We start from the raw sequence: 25355 nt of genomic DNA, 5'->3' as shown, positions 1-25355 counted from the left end.
CCGACCTCGGGTCCGGGCCCGCGACCGGCGCGGTCGCCGCCTGGAGGTTGCCTTCCGGCCGGTCGCCGAACCGCTGCCCGACGAAGAGGCCCCCACGCGCTCGGGGCACACGGCAGGCTCCGGGCCGCATCTCCGTCTCGTCGTCCACCGGGGGACCTTCAGCGGACGTGATGTGCAGTGGGCGCGCCGCCAGGGCGGCGTCCAGCTCATCGACGGCACGCGGTTACGGCGCTGGGCCCACGGCACTCCCCTGCACCGGCTGACCGACGTCCCCTGACACACGGAACGAGCCGCGGGCGCGGGGCCCACGGCTCGTTCACGGTACGGCCGCTCAGCCCTCGCAGTGGTTGCCCGCCGCCGGGTTCAGCAGACCGATCACGTTGATCGTGTTGCCGCACACGTTGAGGTCCAGGTCGATGGGGATCTGGACGACGTTTCCGGAGAGCACGCCCGGGCTGTCGACGGCGACACCGACGGGGTCGGGGTCCGCGCTCGCCGTACCGGCGCACAGCAGCAAAGCCGCACCCGCCAAACCCATCGCGGCCGTCAGACGCTTCCTCATGGAGAACTCCTGTCACTCGGAGGGACATGTCCCTCCACGCTGACGGTGCTCCGGGGGGTCACGACACTCTTCGGCGTCCGAACGGGTGGCGACCGCCGCTCAGGCCGTCAGTCCAGCGGCCACCGTCGCCCCGAGTTCCCAGCAGGCCTCGGTGCCCGCCTTGGCGGGCTCACCGGTGAGCGTCACCGGGTCCGCCGCGCGCCGCCAGCCCAGCCCGGTCGTGATCGACTCGATGCCGCGCACGGCTCCCGTCACGTCGTTCCCGCCGTGCACGTAGTACCCGAAGGGCCTGCCGCGCGTCTCGTCCAGGCACGGGTAGTAGATCTGGTCGAAGAAGTGCTTGAGGGCACCGGACATGTAGCCGAGGTTCGCGGGCGTGCCGAGGACATACCCGTCGGCGGCCAGCACGTCCGACACGGTCGCGGACAGGGCGGCACGCCGTACGACCTGCACGTCCTCGATCTCCGGGGTCGTCGCGCCGGAGACGACGGCTTCGAACATTGCCTGGCAGTTGGGCGAGGGGGTGTGATGCACGATCAGCAAGGTGGGCACGCGGTGAACCTACCCGTCGGCCGGTTCCACCCTGGTCACGGTGCCCTGGGTGTTGGCCTCCAGAAAACCGTCGGAGCCGTAGTCGTCGCTCAGATAGATCGCCATGCCCGCCGGGGTGTCGCCGCCGTTGGTGCTCGGCGACCGGAGCAGCAGGTAACGGCTCGTCGGTTTCTCGACCTTCAGGTCCTTCTTCGCGCGCGTCAGCAACGCGGGAACGGCGTCCCAGTTGAAGTCGTCGAGCTTCACCGGCTTGTCTCCGTCGATCATCGTGCCCTTGTCGTCGAACCCCTCGTCGAAGCCGGTGCCGGAGCGGTAGGTGTAGCTGACGTACTTGGTCTCGCTGCCCTTCACCATCACCTCCGCGATGACGTACCCCGGGTAGACGGAGAAGTCGGCGAATCTGTCGCTGCCCGTCTTCTCCTTGAAGGCCTTGATCGCGGTCCGGATACCGTCCGGGGTGAGCATGTCCTGGGTCTTCACGGCGGCGCTGCTCCGACTCGCCGAGACGGTGGGCGTGGTCTGGTGCGTCTGTCCGGTGGCAGTGGCGCCCGGGGACGTACTCGTGTCCTTCTTGTCGTTCCCGTCCGGCAGCACCTTCCAGGCGAGCGTCCCCACCAGCAGTACGCCCACGACGCTGGAGGCGACCGTGACGCCCCGGTTCCGCTTCGCCGGGCGTCGCCGACTGCCCGTCACCTGCATTCCGTCGGTGGGCGGCAGCGGCGGAGGCACCGGAGGTGCGAGCCGGTACGAGGTGGTCTCGGGGCGGCGGTCCTCGGGCTGTGCCGCGGCGACGTCCAGCATCCGGCCGACCGTCCCGGCGTCCGGCCGCGACTCGGGATCGCGGACCAGCACGCAGGACAGCACCGGCGTCAGCGATCCGGCCCGTACCGGTGGCGGAACGTCCTCCTGGAGTACGGCGGCCAGCGTGGCCAGGGTCGTACCGCGCTGGAGCGGGTGGTAGCCCTCGACGGCGACGTACAGCATCATCGCGAGCGACCACAGGTCGGCGGCGGGGCCGCCGCTCTGGCCGGAGACCCGCTCCGGGGCCATGTAGTCGGGGGTGCCGATGATCGAGCCGGTGGCGGTGAGGGCGGTGGCGTCGCGGATCGCGGCGATGCCGAAGTCGGTGAGGACGGGGCGGCCGTCGGTGCGCAGCAGGACGTTGGCGGGTTTCACGTCACGGTGCTGGACGCCCGCCTCGTGCGCCGCGTTCAGGGCGTCGAGCACTCCGCGGCCGAGTTGGGCGGCCTCGGCGGGGGCCATGGGTCCGCGGGCCAACCGGTCGGCGAGCGAGCCGCCTTGGACGAGTTCCATGACGAGCCACGGGTAGGTGCCCACGCCCTCGTCGACGATGTGATGGATCGTCACCACGTTCGGGTGCTCGACCCTGGCCAGGGCACGCGCCTCGCGCAGGACCCGCTGGCGCAGCATCTCCGCGGCGCCCGGGTCGTACTCGGCGAGGTCGATGTCCGGCGGCCGGACCTCCTTGACCGCGACGTAGCGGTGCAGCAGCAGGTCGCGGGCGCGCCACACCGTGCCCATGCCACCGCCGCCGAGCCGGGACTCCAGCTCGAAGCGGCCGTCGACGACCCGTCTGTCGGTCTCGCCCTCGTTCATGCGGAGGAGCTTATGTGACGAACGTGCACGCCTGTGCCGCGAGTTCAGAAGGTGAGAAACGTCCGGGCCGACCCGCGAGGGCCGACCCGGACGTCAGGTGGTGCGGAGTGCTCAGACCAGGTCGAAGCGGTCCAGGTCGGAGACCTTGACCCAGGCGGCGACGAAGTCGTTCACGAACTTCGCCTTCGCGTCGTCGCTCGCGTAGACCTCGGCGAGCGCGCGGAGTTCGGAGTTCGAGCCGAAGACGAGGTCGGCACGGGTGCCGGTCCACTTGACCGCGCCGGAGGCGTCGCGGCCCTCGAAGGTCTGCTGGTCCGAGGAGGTCGAGGACCAGGTGGTGCCCAGGTCGAGCAGGTTGACGAAGAAGTCGTTCGTCAGCGTGCCGACCTTGTCGGTGAGGACACCGTGGGTGGACTGGCCCTGGTTGGCGCCCAGGACACGCAGGCCGCCGACGAGGACGGTCAGTTCGGGGGCGCTCAGCGTGAGCAGGTTGGCCCGGTCGAGCAGCAGGTATTCGGCGGGGAGGCGGTTGCCCTTGCCGAGGTAGTTGCGGAAGCCGTCGGAGGTCGGCTCCAGCGCGGCGAACGACTCGACGTCCGTGTGCTCCTCGGTCGCGTCGACACGGCCCGGTGTGAAGGGGACCTCCACCTCGACGCCGCCGTCCTTGGCGGCCTTCTCGACCGCGGCGGCACCGCCGAGGACGATCAGGTCGGCGAGGGAGACCTTCTTGGCGCCGGAGTTGAACTCCTGCTGGATGCCTTCGAGGACCCGCAGCACAGAAGCGAGCTGGTCGGGGTCGTTGGCCTCCCAGCCGCGCTGCGGCTCCAGGCGGATACGGGCACCGTTGGCGCCGCCGCGCTTGTCGCTGCCACGGTGGGTGGAGGCGGACGCCCACGCGGTGGACACGAGCTGCGAGACGGTCAGGTCCGAGGCGAGGATCTTCGCCTTGAGGGCCGCGACGTCGGCGGCGTCGATGGTCTCGCCCTCGGCCTGCGGCAGCGGGTCCTGCCACAGCAGGGTCTCGGAGGGGACCTCCGGGCCGAGGTACAGGGACTTCGGGCCCAGGTCGCGGTGGGTCAGCTTGAACCAGGCGCGGGCGAAGGCGTCCGCGAACTGGGCCGGGTTCTCGTGGAAGCGCTTCGAGATCTCACCGTAGATCGGGTCGAAGCGCAGCGAGAGGTCGGTGGTGAGCATCGTCGGGAGCTTCTTGGCGTCGCTGTGGGCGTCCGGGATGATCGCCTCGGCGTCCTTGGCCACCCACTGGTTGGCGCCGGCGGGGCTCTGGGTGAGCTCCCACTCGTAGCCGAAGAGGATGTCGAAGAAGTCGTTGCTCCACTGGGTGGGCTTGGTGGTCCAGGTCACCTCAAGGCCGGAGGTGATCGCGTCGCCGCCCTTGCCGGTGCCGTAGGTGGACTTCCAGCCCAGGCCCTGCGCCTCCAGCGGGGCGGCCTCGGGGTCGTCGCCGACCGACTCGGCCGGGCCCGCGCCGTGGGTCTTGCCGAAGGTGTGACCACCGGCGATGAGGGCGACGGTCTCCTCGTCGTTCATCGCCATGCGGCGGAAGGTCTCACGGATGTCGCGGGCCGCGGCCAGCGGGTCCGGGTTGCCGTTCGGGCCCTCGGGGTTGACGTAGATGAGGCCCATCTGGACGGCGCCGAGCGGGTTCTCCAGCTCGCGGTCGCCGGTGTAGCGCTGGTCGTCGAGCCAGGTGGTCTCGGGCCCCCAGTACACGTCCTCGTCGGCCTCCCAGACGTCGGCGCGGCCACCGGCGAAGCCGAAGGTCTCGAAGCCCATCGTCTCCAGCGCGACGTTGCCGGTGAGGATCATGAGGTCGGCCCAGGAGATGGACTGGCCGTACTTCTTCTTGACCGGCCACAGCAGACGGCGGGCCTTGTCGAGGTTGCCGTTGTCCGGCCAGCTGTTCAGCGGCGCGAAACGCTGCTGGCCACGGCCGCCACCGCCGCGGCCGTCGCTGATGCGGTAGGTGCCGGCGCTGTGCCAGGCCATCCGGATCATCAGCGGGCCGTAGTTGCCGAAGTCTGCCGGCCACCACTCCTGCGAGGTGGTCAGCACCTCGGCGATGTCCTGTTTGACGGCCGCGAGGTCGAGGGCACCGAACGCCTCGGCGTAGTCGAAGTCCGCGCCGAGCGGGTTCGCGACCACCGGGTCCTTGGCGAGGATCTTCAGGTTGAGGCGCTCCGGCCACCACTGACGGTTACCGCCGCCCTGGGTGGGGTGCGCGGCGCGCCCGTGCGCGACGGGGCAGCCCCCGGCGTCCTCCGACTTCGCGTCCGTGACGATTGCGTCGTGGTTCTCAGACATGGGAATCCTTCCAAACGGGGTGGATCACGTGGCTCAGGAACTGGGGGCCGCGGTACAGGTGGGGCACAGGCCCCAGTAGATGACCTCGGCCTCGTCGATCGAGAAGCCTTGGTCGTCGGCGGCGGTCAGGCAGGGTGCCTCACCGACCGCGCAGTCGACGTCGGCGACGACACCGCACGACCTGCACATGAGGTGGTGGTGGTTGTCGCCGACGCGTCCTTCGAAGCGGGCGGGGCTGCCTGCCGGTTCGATACGGCGTATGAGTCCTGCCGAGGTCAGCGCGTGGAGGGCGTCGTAGACGGCCTGGAGCGATATGTGTCCTACACGGTCACGGACCCCGGAGGCGACCGCCTCGACATCGAGGTGGTCACCGTGCCGGACGGTCTCCAGCAGTGCGACGCGGGCTGCCGTCACCCGCAGGCCGGCACCGCGCAGCTCCTCGGCGGTGGTCGGTGGCTGGGATGCGGTCATGGCGCTCAACCTACAGCCATAAACACGAGTGATTCAAGAAAACAAACAGTTCAAGTTTGATGTCGTGCAGGGGTGGGCGATGTGGAGCGGTCCCATGTGGTGGCGGTGACCCCACGTTCCCGCAATGCCGCCTTGCGAACTTTGCCGGTCGCGGTGAGCGGGAGCTCCCGGACGGTGTCGATGTAGCGGGGCACCGCGAAGGCGGGCAACTCCTCCGCGCAGTGCCGTACCAGGTCCCGGAGGTCCAGCGCCTGCCCGGGCACGGGGACGACCGCGACCATGACCTCGTCCTCGGCCAGCTCCGAGGGCACCGGGAAGGCCGCCGCGTCGGCGACCGCCGGGTGCGCGCGGACGGCGGACTCCACCTCGTGCGAGGAGACGTTCTCGCCGCGCCGCCGGATGACGTCCTTGATCCGGTCGACGAACCGGAACCAGCCGTCGGGCTCGCGCACCACCCGGTCGCCGGTACGCCGCCACGCGGTGGGGCCCGGCTCCGGCTCCCCCAAGTAGCCGGTACAGAAGGCGAATCGGTGTGCGCTGCGGACGAGCAGCTCGCCGGGGACTCCGTCCGCGACAGGGGCGAGCAGTTCGTCGCCCACGCGCGCGGAGAAGCCGTCGCGCACGGTGCCGAGATATCCGGGCCGCTGCTCCTCGGGCGTCGACCCGATCACGAGGTTCGTCTCCGTCGACCCGAACCCGTCGACGAGCGTGACCCCGAACCGCTCACGGAACGCCTCCCACGCGGACCCCGGAGTGGCCGGGGAGAGTCCACGCCAAGCCCGGTGCGCGCGGTCGGCGGGGCCCGGCGGCTGCGCCAGCAGCATCGGCACCATCGCGCCCAGCAGATAGACGACGGTCGCCCCGGTCCCGGCCACCCGCCCCCAGTACCGCGATGCCGAGAACCGCTCGTCGATCACACAGCTCGCGCCCACCGCCATCGCGTGCGCGAGGGTGTTCAGCGCGTTGGTGTGGAACAGCGGGAGGCAGGTGTACAGCACGTCGTCGGCGGTGAGGCGGAGCGAGTCGGAGACGTTGCGGCCCCACCAGACGGTCTGCGCGTGCGGGCACCGCACCCCGCGCGCCGTCCCCGTGGTGCCGGAGGTGAACAGCACGAACGCGGTGTCGTCCGGACGCACTTGGGCCGCCGGTACGGCGGGCGCCGTGCCCGGAGCCGGTACGCCGTCCCCGCCGACGACCCACAACTCCCCCTGGAATCCGGCCGCCACGACACGTTCCGCCAACTCCTCCTCCACCAACAGGAATCGCGGTTCCGCCGCACGCAGCACCTGCCGGAGTCCACCACCCCGCAGCCCGGTGTTGAGCGGGATCAGCACCGCGCCCAGCCAGGCGCAGCCGAGGACGAGGTCGACGAACTCGATCCGGTTGCCCGCCATGACGGCGACGCGGTCCCCCGGGCGGCAGCCGCGCTCCGCGAGCGCGCCCGCCATGGTGGCCGCGGCCGTACGGGTCTGCGCGTACGTCCGGGTCACCTCCCCCATCCGCAGGAAGGTCCGTCCGCCGAACTCCCCGGCCGCCGCGTCGAGGAGGCCGGGGACGGTGTCGATCACCGCAGGACTCCGGCCTCCCGGAGCTGCCGGACGCGCTCCGTCGAGAATCCCGCCACCTCTCTCAGTACGGCGTCGGTGTCGGCGCCGAGCGCGGGCGCGGCCTCGCGGATCCCGCCGGGTGTGCGGGTCAGGCGGATCGGGACGCCCTCGTGGAGGAAGGCGCCCGCGACCGGGTGCTCCTTGCGCACATAGAAGCCGCGGGCCCTCAACTGCGGGTCGTGCTCGACGAGTTCGCGGCCGTCCTGGACCGCGCCGGCCGGGACGCCGTGTGCCTGGAGCGCCTCAGCGGCGACGTCGGCGGGGAGCGTGCGGGTCCACTGGCCCAGCACGGCGTCGACCAGGTCCGTGGCGTGTCTGCGCGCTTCGGCCGTCGACGTCCGTTCGTCGGTGGCGAGTTCGGGTCGGCCGACGACCTCGCACAGCGCGGCCCACTCCGTGTCGTCGCGCACGCTGACGGCCAGCCAGCGGTCGGTGCCGAGGCAGCGGTAGACGCCCTGCGGGCTCCAGCTCGGGTGGGTGTTGCCGGCCGGTGTCACCTCCGGACCGCCGAGGAGGCTGGTGCCCATGTGGGCGGCGATCGCCTCCAGTTGGGACAGGTCGATGTGCTGTCCGCGCCCGGTGCCGGCGCGGTGCTCCAGTGCGGCGACCGTGGCGAGGGCTGCCTGCAGTCCCGCGACGATGTCGCCGTGGCCGTAGATCACCCCGACCACGTCGTCCGGCCCCCAGCCGGTGAGTGCGGTCAGACCGCCGCTCGCCGAGACCGTGTCGGCGTACGACACCCAGCCGTTGCGCGGTCCGGTGTGGCCCATGCCCGACATGCTGACGTAGACGAGTCCGGGGTTGATCCGGCGCAACTCCTCGTAGCCCAGGCCGAGTTTGCGCATGACCGTGGAGCTGAAGTTCTCCACGAGGACGTCGCAGTGGGCGATAAGTTCGCGCAGCACCGCGATGCCGTCTTCGGTCCGGGTGTCGAGCGCGATGCTGCGTTTGTTGCGGTTGACCTCGTTGAAGTAGCCATTGGTGTTCGGGTCCGTGTGGGGGCCGCGCGAGAGGTGCATGAAGGGGGCGAAGCGGGTGGGGTCGGGGCGGCCCGCGGACTCGACCTTGATGACGTCGGCGCCGTGGTCGGCGAGGATCTTCGTGCAGTAGGGGCCGGCGAGGACCCAGGTCAGGTCGAGGACGCGGATGCCGTGGAGGGCGGAGTGTTCGGAGGCTTGCCGCACAGGGCGTTCGGCACGTGGTCCGGCCTGAAGCAGGTCCTGGTCCGCGCCCACGTCCCGGACGTCCAACTCCCGTACCCGGTGGCCTTCGGGGAACGCGAAGGGGAAGCCCAGGTCGGTCCGTTCGCCCTCCGGTGTCCGTACCCGGGTGAAGAACTCACGGGCCGTGAGCTGCGGGTTGTCGGGGAGTTCGTGGGGCAGGTCGACGGCGGCCCAGGGGAGCTTTCTGGCCTGGGCGCGCTCCGCGAACTCGGCCTTCGGCCAGGTGCCCACGAAGTCCTGGACGACCTTGAACACGTGCTCCTGGTGTTTCTTGCGTTCGACCGGGTCCTGCCAGCGGGGTTCTGTGAGGTCGGCCGCGGCGTCCTCCTCGCGCAGCCAGTCGAGCAGCGCGTCCCACATACGGGGGCTGCCGCCGAGCCCGCCGCCCAGGTAGCCGTCGGCGGCCCGGAACAGGCCGTGCGGAACGAGGGGGTGGACGCTGCCGGGCCGTGGCGGAACCCGGTCCTCGTGCAGGTAGGCAAGGGTTCCGGCCTCCAGGGCGGCGGCCACGCAGGCCTGTGCGGAGACGTCGACGAGCTGTCCCGGACCGGTGCGGCGGGCGCGCAGGCCGAGCAGGGCGGCGATCGCCGCGTTGACGCCGGCGAGCTGTTCAGCCTGCTGCTCCGGCAGTCGTAGCGGCGGTCCGTCGGGGTCGCCGACCTGGGCGAGCATCCCGCCGAGCGCGGCCACCACGAGGTCGGTGCCCTGCCAGTCGCTGCGGGGGCCGATCAGTCCGAAGGGGGTGACGCGGACGTGCACGAGATCGTCGAGCCCGGCGGCGAGCGCCTCCGCGCCACCCGGGCTCCCGTCGAGGAGCACATCGGCGGTGGTCAGCAGAGCGCGCAGTTCCCCGGGCGAGGCGGGGACGACCGACCGTTTGCCGGCGTGCCAGTGGACGAACGCGTCGCCGCCCTGTTCGCGCCGGGTCTGGTCGCCTTCGGGCGGTTCGACGAGCACGACCTCGTACCCGAGTCCGACCAGCAGCCGGCCCGCGAACCGGGTGAAGGGGCTGGGCAGTTCAACGACGCGCGGCACGGTCTCGCTCACATCTCCTCCCCGGAGAGTCGGTCGTACGGGCTCAGTTGTGGCGCTGGTTCAGGAAGCCGGTGACGACGCTGTGGTAGTCGTGGGGCCGTTCCTCCTGCGGGTGGTGGGAGGCCTCGCTCATCACGTGCAGGTTGCCCTTGGGGATCATGCGGGCCAGCATCAGCGGGTAGTCGGGGGTGAGGAACGCGTCCTGCATGCCCCACACGAAGAGTGTCGGCGCGGCGATCCGGCCGAGTTCGGCGGTGAGGTCCTGCCAGTCGCCGCGCGGGTTGTCGGAGGCGCCGGCGAGGGCGGTCTCCTCGGGGTCGAGGCTCTGTTCGTAGCGCAGGGTCACGGTGCCGTCGGGGACGGCGTCCGGGTCGAACCACTCCAGGCGGGCGATGAGTTCACGCATCTTCTGCCACGAGGGGCCGGTGCCGCCGTAGTACACGTCCCGGGCGTTGCGGCCACGCCGGCCACCTTCCGGCAACGGCGCGAGGGGGCCGTAGAAGACGGGCATGCTGCCGGTGACGACCAACGACCGTACGCGCTCGGGGTACTTGGCGGCCAGGTTGAGGGCGATGGTGCCGCCCCAGGAGTTGCAGACGAAGTCGGCGCGGTCGATGCCGAGTTCGTCGAGCAGGGCCACGGTCTTGGCCGCGTGGTAGTCCCACATGGGGCCCTCGATGACGGGCTTGGCGGACTTGCCGTACTGGAGGATGTCGACGAGCAGGCAGCGGCGGTCCCTGGCGAACAGGGGGGCCACCTGCCCGAAGTCCGACCAGCCGGTGCAGCCGGGGCCGCCGCCGTGCAGGAAGACCGTGGGACTGACCGTGGGGCCGCCCTCCCCCAGTTCGACGTAGTGGTATTTGACGCCGTCCGCTTCCGCGTAGGCGCCCTCCGGCGGCGGCTGGATGTCCATGAGGTCCATGTCCCGATGGTGGGACGGCGGCGATCTCCGCCCAAGCGGAACGGTCCGCTGAGCGGGCCGGTTCCGTGGCGGTCGGGGTCGGCGCGTCCTTAGCGTCCGGGTGTGGGACGAGCACAGGAGGCAGCCCATGTTCCGGAACGCCGAGTTGGAGCTGGTCGAGGAGCGGGCCCGGGCGTCGGTCGGGAGGTGGGAGCGACGGTCGTTGGGGGTCGTACGGGCCGAGGACGCGGCGGAGTTCGCGCGGGCGGCCGGGGAGAGCGCGCCGCGTCTCGTGGATCCCGGCCACGCCGACTTCGCCGTGCATCCGATGTACGTGGTGAGTCTGCTGCGCGGGGCGCCCGGTGCCGACACGTCGGAGTTCCGGCCGGACGGCATGTACCGCGACGAGGTGCCCGGCACCGACGGGCTCGCGGTCCGGCTGATGGCGGGCGGCCAGGCGGTGCGGTGGGTCGCGGCGGCACGGGCGGGCGACCGGATCGAGCTGCGGCGCACGCTGACCGGCGTGGAGCGCAAGGGCAGCGGTGAGGGGTTCCTGCTGCTCACGGTGAAGAAGGTGTACGGGTCTGCGCGGGGGACGCTGGTCGAGGTCACGGAGAGGTTCATCGTCCGGTGACGGGCCGTCACATCACCGTCGGACAGGCCGTGTTGCCCGTCGAGCTGACCCCCGACGCGATCACCCTGTTGCGGTTCGGCGCGGTCACCCGCAACGCCCATCGCATCCACTACGACACCGCCTTCGCCCGCGCGGAGGGGCTGGCCGGTCCGGTCGTCATGGCTCAGCTGCACGGCTGTCTGTTCCATCGCGCCGCCACGGAGTTCGCGGGTACGGGTGGCCGGGTGCTGGAGGTGGAGTGGCAGAACCGGGCGCCGGCCTCTGTCGGGGACCGGCTGGTGGTGACGGGCACGGTGGAGTCGGTGGACGCGGTGAGTGGTGCGGTCGTGCTCGGTCTGATGGAGCGTTGCGGTACCGGTGAGGTGGTGTGCTGCCGGGGTCGTGCGGTGGTGGTGAGGGGGTGAGACCCACAGACCGATCTGGGGGTCCTGGGCAGTGCCGTCGTCCGTCGCGGCGGCGTAGCCGAAGTCGTCCAGGTCGAAGAGGTCCTGGGCCATCGCGGAGGTGCCTTTGATACAGGGGCCGCACTGGGCCGCGTTCTCGCGGTCGAAGTACGCGGTGATGTCGGCGGCTGCGGCCAGGGGGTGGCGCGCAGTATCTTCGGCATGCCGGTGAAGGTAGCGAAGCGGGCCCGTCGCACCCGTACCGCGCCGCTACGGCCGGCCGACCGCCTGTTGTTCTCCTGCGACCCTGAGCTCGGACCGTGAACCGCTCCCGGGCGTCAGCCTCACCTTGAGGGAGCGTCAGCCTCGCTGTTGGCGGGGTGCTGGGTGGGGACGAGATGGTGGGCGACGCTGCGCAGCTTCTCGCAGGTTTCCTCGTGTTCGCGTTCGGGCCGGGACTGCCGTACGACTCCGGCGCCGGCCTGGAGCCAGCACTGGTCCTCCAGCCGGAAGACGCTGCGCAGTACGAGGGCGGCGTCGAAGCTGCCGTCGGCGTCGCAGGTCAGGACCGCGCCGGCGTACAGGCCGCGGGGCCTTCCTTCGAGGGCCCGGATGACGGGGTACGCCGGCGCTTTGGGGATGCCGGTGGCGGTGACCGCGGGGAAGAGGGCCGCGAACGCGTCCCAGGGGCCGTGTCCTTGGCGCAGGCGGCCGGTGACGGTGGAGGCCAGGTGCTGGACGGTGCCGCGGTCGAGGACGGTCATGTACTCGCTGACACGGGTGTCGTCGCACACCGCGCCGAGCTCTTCCAGGGCGAGTTTGACGGAGATGGCGTGCTCGTGGATCTCCTTGGGGTCGTTGAGGAGTTCGGCGCGCAGCCGGGCATCGTCGGCGGCCGTTCCGGTCCTGGCCCGGGTGCCGGCCAGGGGCCGGGTGGTGACCTGCCCGTCGGCGGTCACCTCGGCTACCGTCTCGGGGCTGAACCCTGCTGCCTGGATGCCTCCGAGGTCGAGCAGGAACGAGCGCGCCGGGGTGTTGGCCCGCCGCCCCTCGACATAGCTGGCGACCATGTCCACCGCCGTCGGCACCAGAACCCGCCGGGAGAGGATCACCTTCTCCAGCGGGCCCTGCCCGTGCAGTTCCAGCAGTGCCGCCGTGACCGCGGCCCGGTAGTTGCCGCGGTCCTCCAGCGAGAGGGTGATCCGCCCGGCCTGAGCCCGGGGAAGCCCGGCACTCCCGGCGCGGACATGGCCGACCACCAGGTCCAGCCGTTCCGGGGTGAGGGCACGGACGAGGATGTCTCGTCCGTCGGCACGCACCTCGTCCGTGGGCACGATCAGGTGCAGCAGGGTGCCCGAGCCGTCCGGGTGCGCTCCGGCGAGCACTGCGCCCAGCTCGAACGCCGCCCAGCCGTACGCCCGCCAGCCGGCCACTGGGGTCTGCGCGAGTCGTCTGCCCACCCGGCTCAGGTCCCCCGCGTCCTGACCACTCAGCCGGACCTCGGTCAGAGCGCCTCCGGCCAGGGCCCAGCAAGGGCCGTTCTCGTACACCACGTACGGGTCGAACAGACCGCTGCCGGCCAGCCGGGTCACCAGCTGCAGCGGCTCCTCCCGCAGCGGCAGGCGTACTTCCAGATAGGTGTTCCGGGTCATCACGGGACTTCCTTCTCATGTGGACGGCGGCCCCGTGCGCTGATGAGCGGGTACGAGTTCACGACGAATTCCGGGTGGTGCAACAGGGCCTGGAATTCCGTCAGTTCGTCCTGGGTCACCCCGGATGCTGTCAGGCGGTCGGCGACCTGCTCGGTGTTGTGGCGGTGCAGCGCGATGCCGGTGCTCCCGCCCGGCCACGCCTCGGCGTACGTGGTCGCCGTGAGGTCGCTCAGTCCGGCTGCTGCCATCGCCCCCATCACGCGCCGTCCCCACAGCGGATCGGCGCCGGCCTTCTCCAACAGGCCCATCAGCGCTGTGTGGACCCGGTCGAACAGGGCTGCCGACGCGTCGTCGGGCGCGGCCAGAACCGGTGTCCAGCCGCAGTCGAACTCCTCCAGCACCAGCCACCCGCCCGGTCGCAGGGCTGCCGCGAGCCGCTGAAGCACGCTGATCCGTTCCGGCAGGTGCAGCAGCACCAGCCGGGCGTGGACGAGGTCGTAGTCCTGGCCGGGCAGCGGGTCGCGGACGACGTCGTGCCGCAACAGGCGCACGTGTTCCGGCCGTTGTCGTGGGGCGGCCCAGCGCGGTTCGAGCTCGGTGACCGTCACCTCGCCCCGCGGCCCCACCCGCTCTCCCAGCCAGTCGCCCAACGAGGCTCCGCCACCGCCGACTTCCAGGCATCTCCACCCGGCGGTGAGCCCGGTCAGCTCCAACTGGCGTCGGGAAACGGGGTCGTAGCACGACTCCAGGGCCGTGAAGCGGCCGACGGTCTGCAGGGCGGCACTGTCGAAGAGGTAACGGGACACGGACTACCGCCAGGTGACGAAGGGGACGGTGCCTTCACATGGTCACGTAGTGCACGGGAGCGAACACAGGGCGTTCAGAGGTGGGTGGAGGACGAGGCGTACACCGGTGGCCCTGAGAGAGCTTGTTTGCACGAGGGCTGGATCAGCGCAACGTGGACTGCGCAACTCGGCTGCCGGTTGAAGTGATCGACTGTCGGGTGGCTCGGCACTCAGTAGGCCTGGACTCCGTGCCTCGTGAAGCGTTCGCGAACCTTCTCGATCAGGTCGGGGTCGGGCACCGGATTGTCGTGCAACGGGAAGGGGATACCAAGGGCTTCGTATTTCGCGGCGCCGAGTTTGTGGAAGGGCAGCACGTCGACCCGCTCGACCGCGCCGAGTCCCGCCACGAAGCCGGCCAGGGCGTCCACGGACTCCAGGTCGTCGGTCCAGCCGGGGACCAGGACGTACCGGATCCACATGGGGACGCCGAGTCGGTCCAGCCGCGTCGCGAAGTTGAGGGTGGGAGAGAGCTCGCCGCCGGTCAGTTTCCGGTAGGTGTTGACGTCGAACGACTTGATGTCGAGGAGCACCAGGTCGGTGTCGGCGAGGAGTTGGTCGGTGGCGCGGGCGCCGAGGAAGCCGGAGGTGTCCAGCGCGGTGTGCAGACCGGCTTCCTTGCAGCGGCGCAGGACTTCCGCGGTGAACGCCGGCTGGAGCAGTGGCTCGCCGCCGGTGAGGGTGACCCCGCCGCCGGCCGTGGTGACGAAGCCGCGGAACTTCTCGATCTCCGCCATCACCGCGTCGACGCTCATCTCCTGGCCGTCGCGCATGTGCCAGGTGTCGGGGTTGGCGCAGTACAGGCAGCGCAGCGGGCAGCCGGAGACGAAGAGGACGAACCGGGTCCCGGGCCCGTCCACGCCGGTGGACAGGTCCCAGGAGTGGATTCGGCCGGTCGTCGCGGTACGCACGGTGCTCACAGCGATCCGTGGAAGGTGCGGCTGATCACGTCGAGCTGCTGCTCCCGGGTCAGGCGGACGAAGTTGACGGCGTAACCGGAAACCCTGATGGTCAAGTCCGGGTACTTGTCCGGGTGTTCCATGGCGTCCTCCAGAGTCGCGCGGTCGAGGACGTTCACGTTCATGTGGAAGCCGCCGGCCGACATGTAGGCGTCGAGGATGCCCACCAGATGCCCGGCACGCTCGTCGGGCGCGTGCCCCAGCCCCTCGGGCGTGATCGTCGTCGTCAACGAGATCCCGTCACGGGCCTGTTCGTACGGCAGCTTGGCCACCGAGAGGACGGAGGCGGCGACTCCGTGCCGGTCGCGGCCGTTCATCGGGTTGGCGCCGGGAGCGAAGGGCTGTCCGGTGTGGCGGCCGTCGGGGGTGTTGCCGGTGTGCTTGCCGTAGACGACGTTCGAGGTGATCGTCAGCACCGACTGGGTGTGCTCGGCGCCCCGGTAGGTGGGGTACTGGCGCACCTTCTCCATGAAGGACTCCACGAGTCCTACGGCGATGCTGTCGGCGCGGTCGTCGTTGTTGCCGTAGGCCGGGAAGTCGCCCTCGGTGCGGAAGTCGACGGCGAGGCCGGTGGCGTCGCGGAACACCTTCACCCGGGCGTACTTGACGGCGGACAGGCTGTCGGCGGCGACCGACAGACCGGCGATGCCGCAGGCCATGAAGCGGTGCACGGGGTAGTCGTGCAGCGCCATCTCGATGCGCTCGTAGGCGTACTTGTCGTGCATGTAGTGGATGACGTTGAGCGCGTTGACGTATGTCCGGGCCAGCCAGTCCAGGACGTGGTCGTAGGCCTTGGACAGTTCCTCGTAGTCCAGGTACTCGCCGGTCAGTGGGGACGTCTGCGACGCGACCTGTTCGCCGGTCATCTCGTCCCGGCCGCCGTTGACCGCGTACAGGAGGGCCTTGGCGAGGTTGACCCGGGCGCCGAAGAACTGCATCTGCCTGCCGACCTGCATCGCCGAGACACAGCAGGCGATCGCGGTGTCGTCGCCGGTGCACGGGCGCAGCAGCTCGTCGGACTCGTACTGGACGGCGCTGGTGTCGATCGAGACCTGGGCGCAGAACTCCCTGAAGGCGAAGGGGAGTTGGGGGGACCACAGGACCGTCAGGTTGGGTTCGGGGGCGGGGCCGAGGTTGTACAGGGTCTGCAGGAAGCGGAAGGAGGTGCGGGTGACCAGGGTGCGGCCGTCGGTGCCGATGCCGCCGATGGACTCCGTCACCCAGGTCGGGTCGCCGGAGAACAGGGCGTCGTACTCGGGGGTGCGCAGGAACCGTACGATCCGCAGCTTGATCACGAAGTCGTCGATGAGTTCCTGGGCGCCGGACTCGTCCAACACGCCTTCGTTCAGGTCCCGTTGGAGGTAGACGTCGAGGAAGGTGGAGGTGCGGCCGAGCGACATAGCGGCGCCGTTCTGCTCCTTCACGGCGGCCAGGTAGGCGAGGTAGAGCCACTGCACGGCTTCGTGGGCGGTGGCGGCGGGGCGCGAGACGTCGCAGCCGTACGTCGCCGCCATTCGCGTGAGCTCGCCCAACGCCCTTGTCTGCTCGGCGAGTTCCTCCCGGTCGCGGATGACCTCGGTGGAGGAAGCACAGGCGTCGAGCTTGGCCCGCTCGGCCTTCTTGGTCTCGATCAGCCGGTCCGTGCCGTACAGCGCCACGCGCCGGTAGTCGCCGATGATCCGGCCGCGGCCGTAGGCGTCGGGCAGTCCGGTGATGATGCCGGCCTTGCGGGCGGCGCGCATTTCGGGGGTGTAGGCGTCGAACACGCCGTCGTTGTGGGTCTTGCGGTAGGTGCCGAAGACGCGTGTGACGAAGGGGTCGGGCTCGTAGCCGTAGGCCTTCAGGCTGTTCTCGACCATGCGCAGGCCGCCGTTGGGCATGATCGCGCGCTTCAGCGGGGCGTCGGTCTGGAGGCCGACGATCAACTCCCGTTCGCGGTCGATGTATCCGGGGGCGTGCGAGGTGATGGTGGAGGGGGTGGCGGCGTCCACGTCGAGGACGCCCCGGGTGCGCTCCTCCGGGAACAGGGCGCTGACCTTCTCCCAGACGGCACGGGTGCGGGCGGTGGGACCGGTCAGGAAGGTCGCGTCGCCTTCGTACGGCGTGTAGTTGGCCTGGATGAAGTCGCGCACGTCGACGCGCTCGCGCCAAGAGGTACCCGCGAAGTCGCGCCATGCCTCGGACGCGCGTGTTCCGGCTGCCGCTGTCGTTGTCATCGCCGGTTCTCTCCCTTGCTTCGCACTGGAATCCCTCACTACCGATACTCGTGCGATACGTCGGCCGAGGAGAGGGCCGGTCAGGGCCCTGACCTTGGCCGTCCGACCCTCTGTGGGGGCCGAACGGCCCTCCCCGGTCGGGACACGCTCATACGACGGGCAGCTCGGGCCGGACGAGGGTGCCGGACCTGCCGTGGACGATTTCGTACGCCGCGTCCAGGGCCCCGATCGCGGCCAGTGCGCCGGTGCGCTCGACGAACCGGGCGGCGGCCTCGGTCTTCGGTCGCATGGAGCCGTCCGGGAAGTCGCCGCCGCGCAGCTGCGCGGGGGTGGCGCCGAGGACGGGCCGCTGGTCGGGGGTGCCGTAGCCGGTGTAGACGCAGGGCACGTCGGTGAGGACGAGCAGGAAGTCGGCCTTGAGATCCTCGGCGAGCAGGGCTGCCGTGAGGTCCTTGTCGACGACGGCTTCCGCCCCGGTGAGCGCGCCGGTGTCGTCGTCCGCGGTGACGGGGATGCCTCCGCCGCCCGCGCAGATGACGAGCGTTCCGCTGTTCAGCAGGTCGTGGATGGTGTCGGTCTCCAGGATCCGCTCGGGTTCCGGGGAGGGGACGACGCGGCGCCGGCCGGTGGTGTCGGCGCCGATGTGCCAGCCGCGTCTGCGGGCGAGCGCGGACGCGGTGTCGTGGGGGTAGACCTGGCCGACGAACTTCGTGGGGTGTTCGAAGGCCGGGTCGTCGGCCCGTACGAGGGTGTGGGTGATCAGCGCGGCGATCCGGCGTCCGGGCAGGGCGTCGTGCAGGGTGCGGGCCAGCAGGGAGCCGATCAGGCCCTGGGTCTGGGCGCCGAGCAGATCGAGCGGGTAGGGAGCGCTGAGGGCGGGGTCGGCGGCGCTCTCCACGGCGAGCAGGCCTAGCTGGGGGCCGTTGCCGTGGGTGATGACGATCTCGTGGTCGTGGGCGAGGGCGGCGATCGCGGTGGTCACGCGGTCGATGTTGGCCACCTGGACGGCGGCGTCGGGGCGTTCGCCGCGGTGCAGCAGGGCGTTGCCGCCGAGCGCGATGACGATACGCATGGCTCAGTCCTCCAGAGTGGCGACGAGTACGGCTTTGATGGTCTGCGGTCGGTTCTCCGCCTGGTCCGAAGACGATCGAGGCGGAGGACGAGAACACGTCGTCGGTGACCTCCAGGCCGTCCAGTCCGTAGGTGTCGAAGAGGTCCTGGCCGAGGTGGGTGCGACGGTCGTGCAGACCGCCCCTTCGCTGCCTTTTGGGGTCCTGGGCATGGCGGTACTCCTTGGGCAGGTTTGAGGCGGTCGAATCGATCCGTGCACGATCTTTCCCGGCGGCAGTGCTGGTGGTCAGTGGCCGGACGTCCCCCGCCGGGACCATGGGGCCCAGGGCGTCGTGTGCCGAACGGCCCGTCGAGCGGCCGGGGACGCCACAGGGAAGCCGTCGACAATGGCTTGAACTCCAACCCGACGCACGCCTGTGAGCTGATGAGATGGTGCCGAGCGGCATATGACGGGTGCGTGAAGTACTACCCCAGGTGTACTGATCGGGTGGGCCTACGTGTCTTGCCCTGCCAGGGGGGAGCCGGGGGGTGCGGGATTGGGCAGGGCGTTGGCCGTTGACGGGCCGTGGGCCGGAGTTGGAGTACTTCGCGGCGGCCCTGGCGGACCAGGGGTGTCGCGGGTTCGTGGTGGGTGGGGCCGCCGGGGTGGGGAAGTCCCGGCTGGCCGAGGAGTGTCTGGAGCGCGCCGCGGCGGCCGGGTACCGGGTGGGGCGGGCCACCGCGAGTGTCGCCGCGGGTGCGGTGCCGTTGGGGGCGATCGCCCATCTGCTGCCCATGGGGGTCGACTTGACCGATCCCGTCGCCGGATTCGCGGCCGTGGCACGGGAGTTGGCCTCCGGGCCCGGGCGGCAGTGGGTGCTGTTCGTCGACGACATGCATCTGCTGGACGCCGCATCCGCCGTACTGCTGCGGCAGTTGATGGACGCCTGTCCTCCTGCTGATCGGCACGGTGCGCACCGGTGAGCCGTGCGGGGAGGCCGTCGCGGCACTGCGGGGCGGGGACGCGGTGTACCAGGTCGATCTGACCGTGCTGAGCCCGGCGCAGATGGAAACGTTGTTGCAGGCCGCACTCGGGAGACCGGTCACGCGAAGAACCCTGCACAAATTGTCGGCCGCCAGCGGTGGCAACGTGCTCTACCTGCGTGAACTCGTCCTCGGTGCGCTGGCCGCCGGGAACCTGACCGGGGACGGAGAGATCTGGCACCTGGTCGACGACCGGCTGCCCGGCACCGCGCGGCTGACCGAGATCATCGGCACCCGGCTGGCCGCCGCCGATCCCGCGGGGCGCCCCGTGCTCGAACTGCTCGCGCTGTGCGAGCCGTTACCCCTGACGTATGCCGAAGCCCTCGCCCCGCCGCAGGTGACAGCGGCCCTGGAGCAGGCGGGACTGATCCGCGTCGGCCAGGACCGGCGGCGTGCGACGGTGTCGCTGGCCCATCCGCTGCACGGCGAAGTGCTGCGCGCCGGACTGCCGCTGCTGCGCCGCCGTACCCTGCTCCTCGACCAGGCCGCCCGGGTACAGGCGCGCGGTGCCCGTCGTCGCGGCGGTCGAGTTGTGCCAGTACACGTGTCGGCCGATGTGGCCAGTCGTTACGATCATGGCCCTCGCTTCGCTGACCAGGGGGTCTTGTGACGACGAAAGGCCCCACACGCCGCCATGGCTCACCGTTCGGATGACCAAACTCCGTCCCTGCTCGGCAGGTTCGACCTCTCCCCCGAACCGCCCGCGGTCCACACGAAGGTGCTGCGGGACGAACTCGTGGCGGCGGCCGAGTGGGCCGCCCAATACCTGAGCGAACTGCCCCGGAGCCCAGTCGCCCGTCCCCTGCCTCCGCAGGCGCGGTCCCGACTGCGTGCGGGACAACTGCGGCCACAGGGCGGGGAGTTGGGCGGGGTGCTGGACTTCGTGCGCGACGAGATCGCACCGTACCCGACCGGGAACGGACACCCCGCGTTCTTCGCCTGGGTCAACTCGCCGCCCGCACCGTCCGGGATCGTCGCCGACCTGCTGGCCTGTGCCGTCAACGCGACCTGCGGAATGGGCGAGAACGCCCTGATGGACCTGGAACGCGGCACCGTGCGCATGCTCGCCGACCTCGCGGGCCTGCCCGGCAGTACGGGCGGGGTGCTGACCAGCGGCGGTTCCATGGCCAACCTGCTCGCCCTGGCCACCGCCCGCACCTGGTTCCTCACCCGGCGCGGTTCCGCCGACGGCCCCGCCTTCGACCGCGACCACGCCCGTCTCACCCTGTACTACAGCGCCCAGGCGCACATGTCCGTCGCCAAAGCGGCTGCCTGCATCGGCCTGCCCGCCCACCGGCTGCGGCCCGTCGCCACCGACCCGCAGGACCGGCTGGACCCCGCCGCGCTGCGCGCCGCGGTCACCGCCGACCTGGACGCGGGCCTGCTGCCCTTCTGCACCGTCACCACGCTGGGCACCACCGCCACCGGCGCCGTAGACCCTCTCGGACCGGTCACGGAGCTGTGCCGGAGCGTGGGGATGTGGCACCACGCGGACGGGGCCTGGGGCGGACTCGGCGCCGCGGTCCCGGCCCTGGCACCCCACTACATGGGCGTCGGCGGCATCGATTCCCTGACCGTCGACCCGCACAAAACCCTCAGCGTGCCGGTGGGGTGCGGGGCGTTGCTCGTCCCGGACCCCGAGCACCTGCACACGGCCTTCGCCCACCAGGCCTCCTACCTCACCGCCGGCGAACCGGACGCACTGCCCTGGCTGTCCCACGCGACGATCGAACTGACCCGTCCCGGCACCCGGGCCCTCGGCCTCTGGGCCACCCTGCACCACCTGGGCCGCGACGGCGTCACCGGCCTGATCAAGCACTACCTGGCCCTCGCCGACCAGTTGCGCGAGCGGATCACCGCCGAACCCAGGCTTCACCTGCTGGCCGGCGGCCCGTGGCCGGTCGTCTGCTTCCGGATCACCGACCCCGACCAGGGTGCCAACCACAGCGACGCGGATGCCCTCCACACCCGCATCGCCCGCCGCGTCCAGGACAACGGACGCGCCTACCTCGCCACCGTCGCCGTCCACGGCTGCACCGTCCTGCGCGCCGCCCTGTGCAACTACCGCACCACCACCGACGACGTCGACCTGCTGATCCGCGAAGTCCTCCACGCCGCCGACGCCGAGCACTCCGCCCCCGGAACCGATCAGCCACCGCGCCATCGATGACCACCGGCCCGCAGCGACCAGGGAGACGTGCCCCTACTGCGTTCATGGCTGACCGAGCCAGTCACCTGCTGTCGCTGCCCCCGGTGATGTCCATGAGGGCCGCCCGTCCGGCCTCCAGCCGGGCCGCCGGGATGCGGAACGGCGAGCAGGAGACGTAGTCGAGGCCCACCCGGTGGAAGAAGTGGATGGACTCCGGGTCACCGCCGTGTTCGCCACAAACCCCGGTCTCCAGGCGGGAGTTGACAGCTCGGCCCGCCTCGACGGCCAGCTCCACCAGTCGGCCCACGCCCTCCTGGTCGATCGTCTCGAACGGTGACACGGTGAAGACGCCCTTCTCCAGGTACAGCGGGAAGAAGGAGGCCTCGGCGTCGTCGCGGGACAGGCCCCAGGTGGTCTGGGTCAGGTCGTTGGTACCGAAGGAGAAGAAGTCCGCGAACTCGGCGATGCGGCCCGCGGTGAGCGCGGCCCGCGGCAGTTCGATCATCGTGCCGATCGGGCAGTCGAGGGTCGTGCCGGTGTCCTGCTGGACCTCAGCGAGGACCCGTTCCGTCTCGGTGCGTGCCAGCCGCAGTTCCTCGACCGTCCCGACGAGCGGGATCATGATCTCGGCGCGCGGTCGGCCACCGGCCCGCAGCCGCGCGACCACGGCCTCGGCGACGGCCCGCACCTGCATGGCCATCAGACCGGGCACGGCCAGGCCGAGCCGGACACCGCGCAGCCCCAGCATCGGGTTCTGCTCGTGCATCCGCTCGACGGCGGCGAGCAGTTCACGGTCGTGCGGGTCCGGCCGCTCCTCGCGGGCCAGGCGTACGGCCAACTCCGTGCGGTCCGGCAGGAATTCGTGCAGGGGCGGGTCGATGAGCCGGATGGTCACCGGCAGTCCGTCCATCGCCGTGAGGATGCCGGTGAAGTCCTCGCGCTGGAGGGGCAACAGGGCGGCGAGGGCCTCCTGGCGGGCACTCTCGTCGCGGGCCAGGATCATCGCCTCGACCAGTTCCCTGCGCTCGCCGAGGAACATGTGCTCGGTGCGGCAGAGTCCGATGCCCTGCGCGCCGAAGCTGCGGGCGCGTACGGCGTCCTCGGGGGTGTCGGCGTTGGCCCGCACTTCGAGGCGTCGTACGGAGTCGGCGAGGGCGAGGGCGCCCAGGACCGCCTCGGTGAGCGGGCCGTTCGCGGTGCCGGTCTCCAGTGCGCGGCCGACGTCGGACGCGGTCAGCGACAGTGCGCCGAGGTGGACGGTACCCGCGGTGCCGTCGACGGAGACGGTGTCGCCCTCGTGCACCAACACGCCTGATTCCGTGGTGAATTGATGCGCCGCCGGGTCGACGGTGAGGGCTTCGGCGCCGCAGACGCAGACCTTGCCCATGCCGCGTGCGACGACGGCGGCGTGGCTGGTCTTGCCGCCCCGGCTGGTCAGGACGGCCTGTGCGGCGATCATGCCGGGGAGGTCGTCGGGGGTGGTCTCCCGGCGGACGAGGACCGTGGCCTCGCCGGCCGCGGCGCGTCGTACCGCCTCGGCGGAGTCGAAGACCACGACGCCGACGGCCGCGCCCGGTGAGGCTGGGACGCCCTGGGCGAGGGGCACATCGGCCGGGGTGGTGTCGAAGCGGGGGAACATCAGGCGGGTCAGTTCGGCGCCGTCGACGCGGACCAGGGCCTCGTCCGAGCCGATCGTGCCCTCCTCGCGCAGGTCGTGGGCGATGCGGAAGGCGGCTTCGGCGGTGCGCTTGCCGACGCGGGTCTGCAGGATCCACAGCTTGCCGCGCTCGACGGTGAACTCGACGTCGCACAGGTCGCGGTAGTGGTGCTCCAGGGTGCGCAGGTGGTCACTGAGCTGGATGTAGGCGCGCGGGTTGAGCCGCTTCAGTTCGATCAGGGGCAGTGCGTCGCGGACGCCCGCGACGACGTCCTCGCCCTGTGCGTCGGGCAAGTAGTCGCCGTACATGCCGCGTTCACCGGTGGCGGGGTCGCGGGTGAAGGTGACGCCGGTGCCGCTGCTTTCGAATGTCACGGCGGAGCGGAGGTTGCCGAAGACCATCGCCTGGACGTTCACGGCGGTGCCGAGATCCTCGGAGATGTGTTCGCGGTGGCGGTAGATGTGGGCGCGTTCGCCGTTCCAGGAGTCGAAGACCGCGCGGATGGCGCGGGCCAGTTGCTCGGCCGGGTCCTGCGGGAAGTCCTCGCCGGTCTCCTTGCGGATGATGGCCTTGAACTCCTCGGTGATCAGGGTGAGTTCGGCGGTGTCGAGATCGTGGTCACCACTCACCTCACGCTGTGCCTTGTGCGTGGCGATGGCCTGCTCGAACAGGTCGCCCTCCACGCCCATCACGGTGTGCCCGAACATCTGGATCAGCCGCCGGTAGGAGTCCCACGCGAAGCGCTCCTGTCCGGACGCCTCGGCGAGCCCGGTGACAGACCGGTCGTTGAGGCCGATGTCGAGGATCGTGTCCATCATGCCGGGCATGGAGAAGCGGGCGCCCGAGCGCACGGACACCAGCAGCGGATCGTCGGGCGCGCCGAGGGTGCGGCCCATCGTCCGTTCCAGTCCGGCCAGCGCGCGGGCCGCCTCGACGGCGAGCTCGGGCGGCTCCTCGCCCGTCTTCAGGTAGGCCTTGCAGGCCTCGGTGGTGACGGTGAATCCGGGCGGCACGGGCAGCCCGAGCCGGGTCATCTCGGCCAGTCCCGCTCCTTTGCCGCCGAGCAGGGCGGCCATCTCGCGGCTGCCTTCGGCGAACTCGTACACGTACTTGGTCGGTGCGGTCATCAGGGATCGGGCCTCTCACTCGTGGGGTACGACGGCCACGGGGCAGCCGGCGTGATGGATGGCGGCGTGGGTGACCGGACCGATGCGTGGTCCCGCCGGACGGTCGGTGAGATGCCGGCCGACCACGAGGAGGCCCGCCCCGGAGGAGGCCCGGAGCAGCACGGACCGGGCCCGGCCTTCCGTGACCGTCTCGGTGACCTCGACGCCGGGGTACTTGTCGCGCCACACCTGGAGTACGGCGGACAGGAAGCCGTGCCATTCCTCGGCTCGCCGCGGTCCGTCGAGCAGGCCGATCTCACCGGGGCCGAGCCTCAACGGGGACGGCTGCCGGCAGGCGTGGACAGCGCGGAGCCGTGCGCCGCGCAGCCGGGCCGCCTCGAAGGCGAACTCGATCACCGCGTCACACGGATCGCCGAGGTCGACGCCCAGGACCACGTCCCGGTAACCGATGAGGATGGAGGGGCGGCCTCCGGGTGCCGGAAGGTGTTCATCGGTGGCTTCCTCGTCCGCCCGGACGAGGACCACGGGCCGAATGGCACGGGCCACCACGCCCTGCGCGACCGAGCCCACCAGGAACCCGGTGAACCCGCTCAGGCCGCGCGAACCCAGCACCAGCAGCTCGGCCTCCCCCGACGCCTTCAGCAGGGCGGCGGTCGCGGGACCCTCCACCTGCTGGTCGTACGGACGGACGCCCGGGGCCACGGCACGGACCCGCTCCTTCGCCTGCCGCAGGATGCGGCGCGCCTGATGCCTCCCCCACTGACTTAAGGGCGTGGGAGGTACCCCCATGGCGGCCGTGCCCGGCCCGCCGTCCTCCTGGCGCGGGCGCCAGTTCCAGGCGTGTACGAGCCGCAACGGCCGGTCACGGCGCGCTGCTTCACGGGTCGCCCAGTCGGCGGCGGCGAGACTCTCGGCGGAACCGTCGACTCCGGCGATGACGGGAGGCAGCATGATCCGCACCTCCTGCGCTCGGTCTACTCCTCCCTTCCAGCGTCGGCCTGCGGCCTGCGGGCAGGTATGGGCCGCCAGGTCTCCGTCCGAGGTCCGTTCGGCCCCAGCGCGCACCCGCCTCGGGCCGTCAGGATGGAGGGGCCACTCACCTGGAAGGCGGCGCACCATGGAACGAGTGATCATCGCCGGAGTCGACCGGTCGGCACGCAGCCGCGTCGCCGCCGACTGGGCGGCGCGCGAGGCGCTGCGACGCGGGCTGCCGCTGCGGGTGGTGCATGTGGCACCCCCGGAAAACCTGGACCCGGTGGAGCAGTGGCCCTACCGCCCGGACACCGTGGCGGACCACGTGGTCGCCGAACTCGCCGCGCACCACCCGTCGTTGACGGTCCGGGCGGTGAGC

21 protein-coding genes and 1 pseudogene are annotated in these 25355 nt (G+C 71.1%); 7 read left to right on the top strand and 15 right to left on the bottom strand.

Annotated elements, in window-relative coordinates:
• Positions 1 to 277 (top strand): annotated as a pseudogene (locus R6V09_RS13645) (hypothetical protein); the annotation flags it as partial.
• A 54-nt stretch (positions 278 to 331) separates the two neighbouring features.
• Here R6V09_RS13645 and R6V09_RS13640 read toward each other — a convergent pair.
• From R6V09_RS13640 to R6V09_RS13605, 8 genes are all read right to left on the bottom strand, one after another.
• A complete protein-coding gene (locus tag R6V09_RS13640) occupies positions 332 to 562 on the bottom strand; it encodes a chaplin (RefSeq protein ID WP_317881661.1) in 231 nt (76 codons plus the stop codon).
• A gap of 99 nt (positions 563 to 661) precedes the next feature.
• A complete protein-coding gene (locus R6V09_RS13635; protein WP_317881660.1) occupies positions 662 to 1114 on the bottom strand; it encodes a flavodoxin family protein in 453 nt (150 codons plus the stop codon).
• Positions 1115 to 1123: 9 nt separating this feature from the next.
• A complete protein-coding gene (locus R6V09_RS13630; RefSeq protein ID WP_317881659.1) occupies positions 1124 to 2731 on the bottom strand; it encodes a serine/threonine-protein kinase in 1608 nt (535 codons plus the stop codon).
• 111 nt (positions 2732 to 2842) lie between these two features.
• Complete coding sequence (katG, locus tag R6V09_RS13625) at positions 2843 to 5053, bottom strand: catalase/peroxidase HPI (protein ID WP_317881658.1); 2211 nt, start codon at positions 5051 to 5053, stop codon at positions 2843 to 2845.
• Between the two features lie 33 nt (positions 5054 to 5086).
• Positions 5087 to 5524, bottom strand: coding sequence for a Fur family transcriptional regulator (locus tag R6V09_RS13620; RefSeq protein WP_200690827.1), 438 nt, complete (start codon positions 5522 to 5524; stop codon positions 5087 to 5089).
• Between the two features lie 50 nt (positions 5525 to 5574).
• Positions 5575 to 7092, bottom strand: coding sequence for an AMP-binding protein (locus R6V09_RS13615; RefSeq protein WP_317881657.1), 1518 nt, complete (start codon positions 7090 to 7092; stop codon positions 5575 to 5577).
• Positions 7089 to 9401, bottom strand: coding sequence for a CaiB/BaiF CoA-transferase family protein (locus tag R6V09_RS13610; RefSeq protein ID WP_317881656.1), 2313 nt, complete (start codon positions 9399 to 9401; stop codon positions 7089 to 7091). The genes R6V09_RS13615 and R6V09_RS13610 overlap by 4 nt, the downstream gene beginning before the upstream one ends.
• Before the next feature lie 31 nt (positions 9402 to 9432).
• Positions 9433 to 10311: an alpha/beta fold hydrolase gene (locus R6V09_RS13605; RefSeq protein WP_317881655.1), complete on the bottom strand. Its 879-nt coding sequence runs from the start codon at positions 10309 to 10311 to the stop codon at positions 9433 to 9435.
• A 127-nt stretch (positions 10312 to 10438) separates the two neighbouring features.
• Here R6V09_RS13605 and R6V09_RS13600 point away from each other — a divergent pair, with 127 nt between their 5' ends.
• Both R6V09_RS13600 and R6V09_RS13595 read left to right on the top strand, forming a co-directional pair.
• Positions 10439 to 10924, top strand: a complete 486-nt coding sequence (locus R6V09_RS13600) for an FAS1-like dehydratase domain-containing protein (protein WP_317881654.1) — start codon at positions 10439 to 10441, stop codon at positions 10922 to 10924.
• Positions 10921 to 11328, top strand: coding sequence for an acyl dehydratase (locus R6V09_RS13595; RefSeq protein ID WP_317881653.1), 408 nt, complete (start codon positions 10921 to 10923; stop codon positions 11326 to 11328). Before R6V09_RS13600 ends, R6V09_RS13595 begins: the two co-directional genes overlap by 4 nt.
• Positions 11329 to 11651: 323 nt before the next feature.
• Here R6V09_RS13595 and R6V09_RS13590 read toward each other — a convergent pair whose 3' ends face one another.
• The 5 genes from R6V09_RS13590 to R6V09_RS13570 form a co-directional block, all read right to left on the bottom strand.
• The gene (locus R6V09_RS13590; protein ID WP_317881652.1) at positions 11652 to 12959 is read right to left on the bottom strand and encodes a salicylate synthase; all 1308 of its coding nucleotides are present in this window, start codon (positions 12957 to 12959) and stop codon (positions 11652 to 11654) included.
• Positions 12959 to 13765 carry a methyltransferase gene (locus tag R6V09_RS13585; protein WP_317881651.1) on the bottom strand — a complete coding sequence of 269 codons (807 nt, stop codon included), beginning with the start codon at positions 13763 to 13765 and terminating at the stop codon, positions 12959 to 12961. Before R6V09_RS13585 ends, R6V09_RS13590 begins: the two co-directional genes overlap by 1 nt.
• Before the next feature lie 209 nt (positions 13766 to 13974).
• Positions 13975 to 14721: a pyruvate formate-lyase-activating protein gene (pflA, locus tag R6V09_RS13580; RefSeq protein WP_317881650.1), complete on the bottom strand. Its 747-nt coding sequence runs from the start codon at positions 14719 to 14721 to the stop codon at positions 13975 to 13977.
• On the bottom strand, positions 14718 to 16976 hold the full coding sequence (gene pflB, locus R6V09_RS13575) for a formate C-acetyltransferase (protein ID WP_317881649.1): 2259 nt from the start codon (positions 16974 to 16976) through the stop codon (positions 14718 to 14720). The genes pflA and pflB overlap by 4 nt, the downstream gene beginning before the upstream one ends.
• Positions 16977 to 17124: 148 nt before the next feature.
• Positions 17125 to 18048, bottom strand: coding sequence for a carbamate kinase (locus tag R6V09_RS13570; RefSeq protein ID WP_317881648.1), 924 nt, complete (start codon positions 18046 to 18048; stop codon positions 17125 to 17127).
• Between the two features lie 527 nt (positions 18049 to 18575).
• On the opposite strand from R6V09_RS13570, the gene R6V09_RS13565 reads away from it, so the two are divergent.
• The 3 genes from R6V09_RS13565 to R6V09_RS13555 are packed head-to-tail and all read left to right on the top strand — an operon-like array spanning position 18576 to position 21240.
• On the top strand, positions 18576 to 19010 hold the full coding sequence (locus R6V09_RS13565) for an ATP-binding protein (protein WP_317881647.1): 435 nt from the start codon (positions 18576 to 18578) through the stop codon (positions 19008 to 19010).
• A gap of 43 nt (positions 19011 to 19053) precedes the next feature.
• Complete coding sequence (locus R6V09_RS13560; RefSeq protein WP_317881646.1) at positions 19054 to 19680, top strand: hypothetical protein; 627 nt, start codon at positions 19054 to 19056, stop codon at positions 19678 to 19680.
• Between the two features lie 24 nt (positions 19681 to 19704).
• Positions 19705 to 21240: a pyridoxal phosphate-dependent decarboxylase family protein gene (locus R6V09_RS13555; RefSeq protein ID WP_317881645.1), complete on the top strand. Its 1536-nt coding sequence runs from the start codon at positions 19705 to 19707 to the stop codon at positions 21238 to 21240.
• 61 nt (positions 21241 to 21301) lie between these two features.
• On the opposite strand, the gene ppdK is transcribed toward R6V09_RS13555, so the two are convergent.
• Both ppdK and R6V09_RS13545 read right to left on the bottom strand, forming a co-directional pair.
• The gene (gene ppdK / locus R6V09_RS13550) at positions 21302 to 24004 is read right to left on the bottom strand and encodes a pyruvate, phosphate dikinase (RefSeq protein WP_317881644.1); all 2703 of its coding nucleotides are present in this window, start codon (positions 24002 to 24004) and stop codon (positions 21302 to 21304) included.
• Positions 24005 to 24019: 15 nt separating this feature from the next.
• A complete protein-coding gene (locus R6V09_RS13545) occupies positions 24020 to 24955 on the bottom strand; it encodes a universal stress protein (protein WP_317881643.1) in 936 nt (311 codons plus the stop codon).
• 166 nt (positions 24956 to 25121) lie between these two features.
• Here R6V09_RS13545 and R6V09_RS13540 point away from each other — a divergent pair.
• Positions 25122 to 25355 (top strand): universal stress protein (locus tag R6V09_RS13540; protein WP_317881642.1); only part of this gene is annotated, 234 nt, incomplete at its 3' end.

The sequence above is a fragment of the Streptomyces sp. W16 genome (assembly GCF_033194735.1).
Classification (GTDB): Bacteria; Actinomycetota; Actinomycetes; order Streptomycetales; family Streptomycetaceae; genus Streptomyces.
Note: the sequence above shows the minus strand (reverse complement) of the source record. Positions and strands in the feature narration are given on the sequence as shown.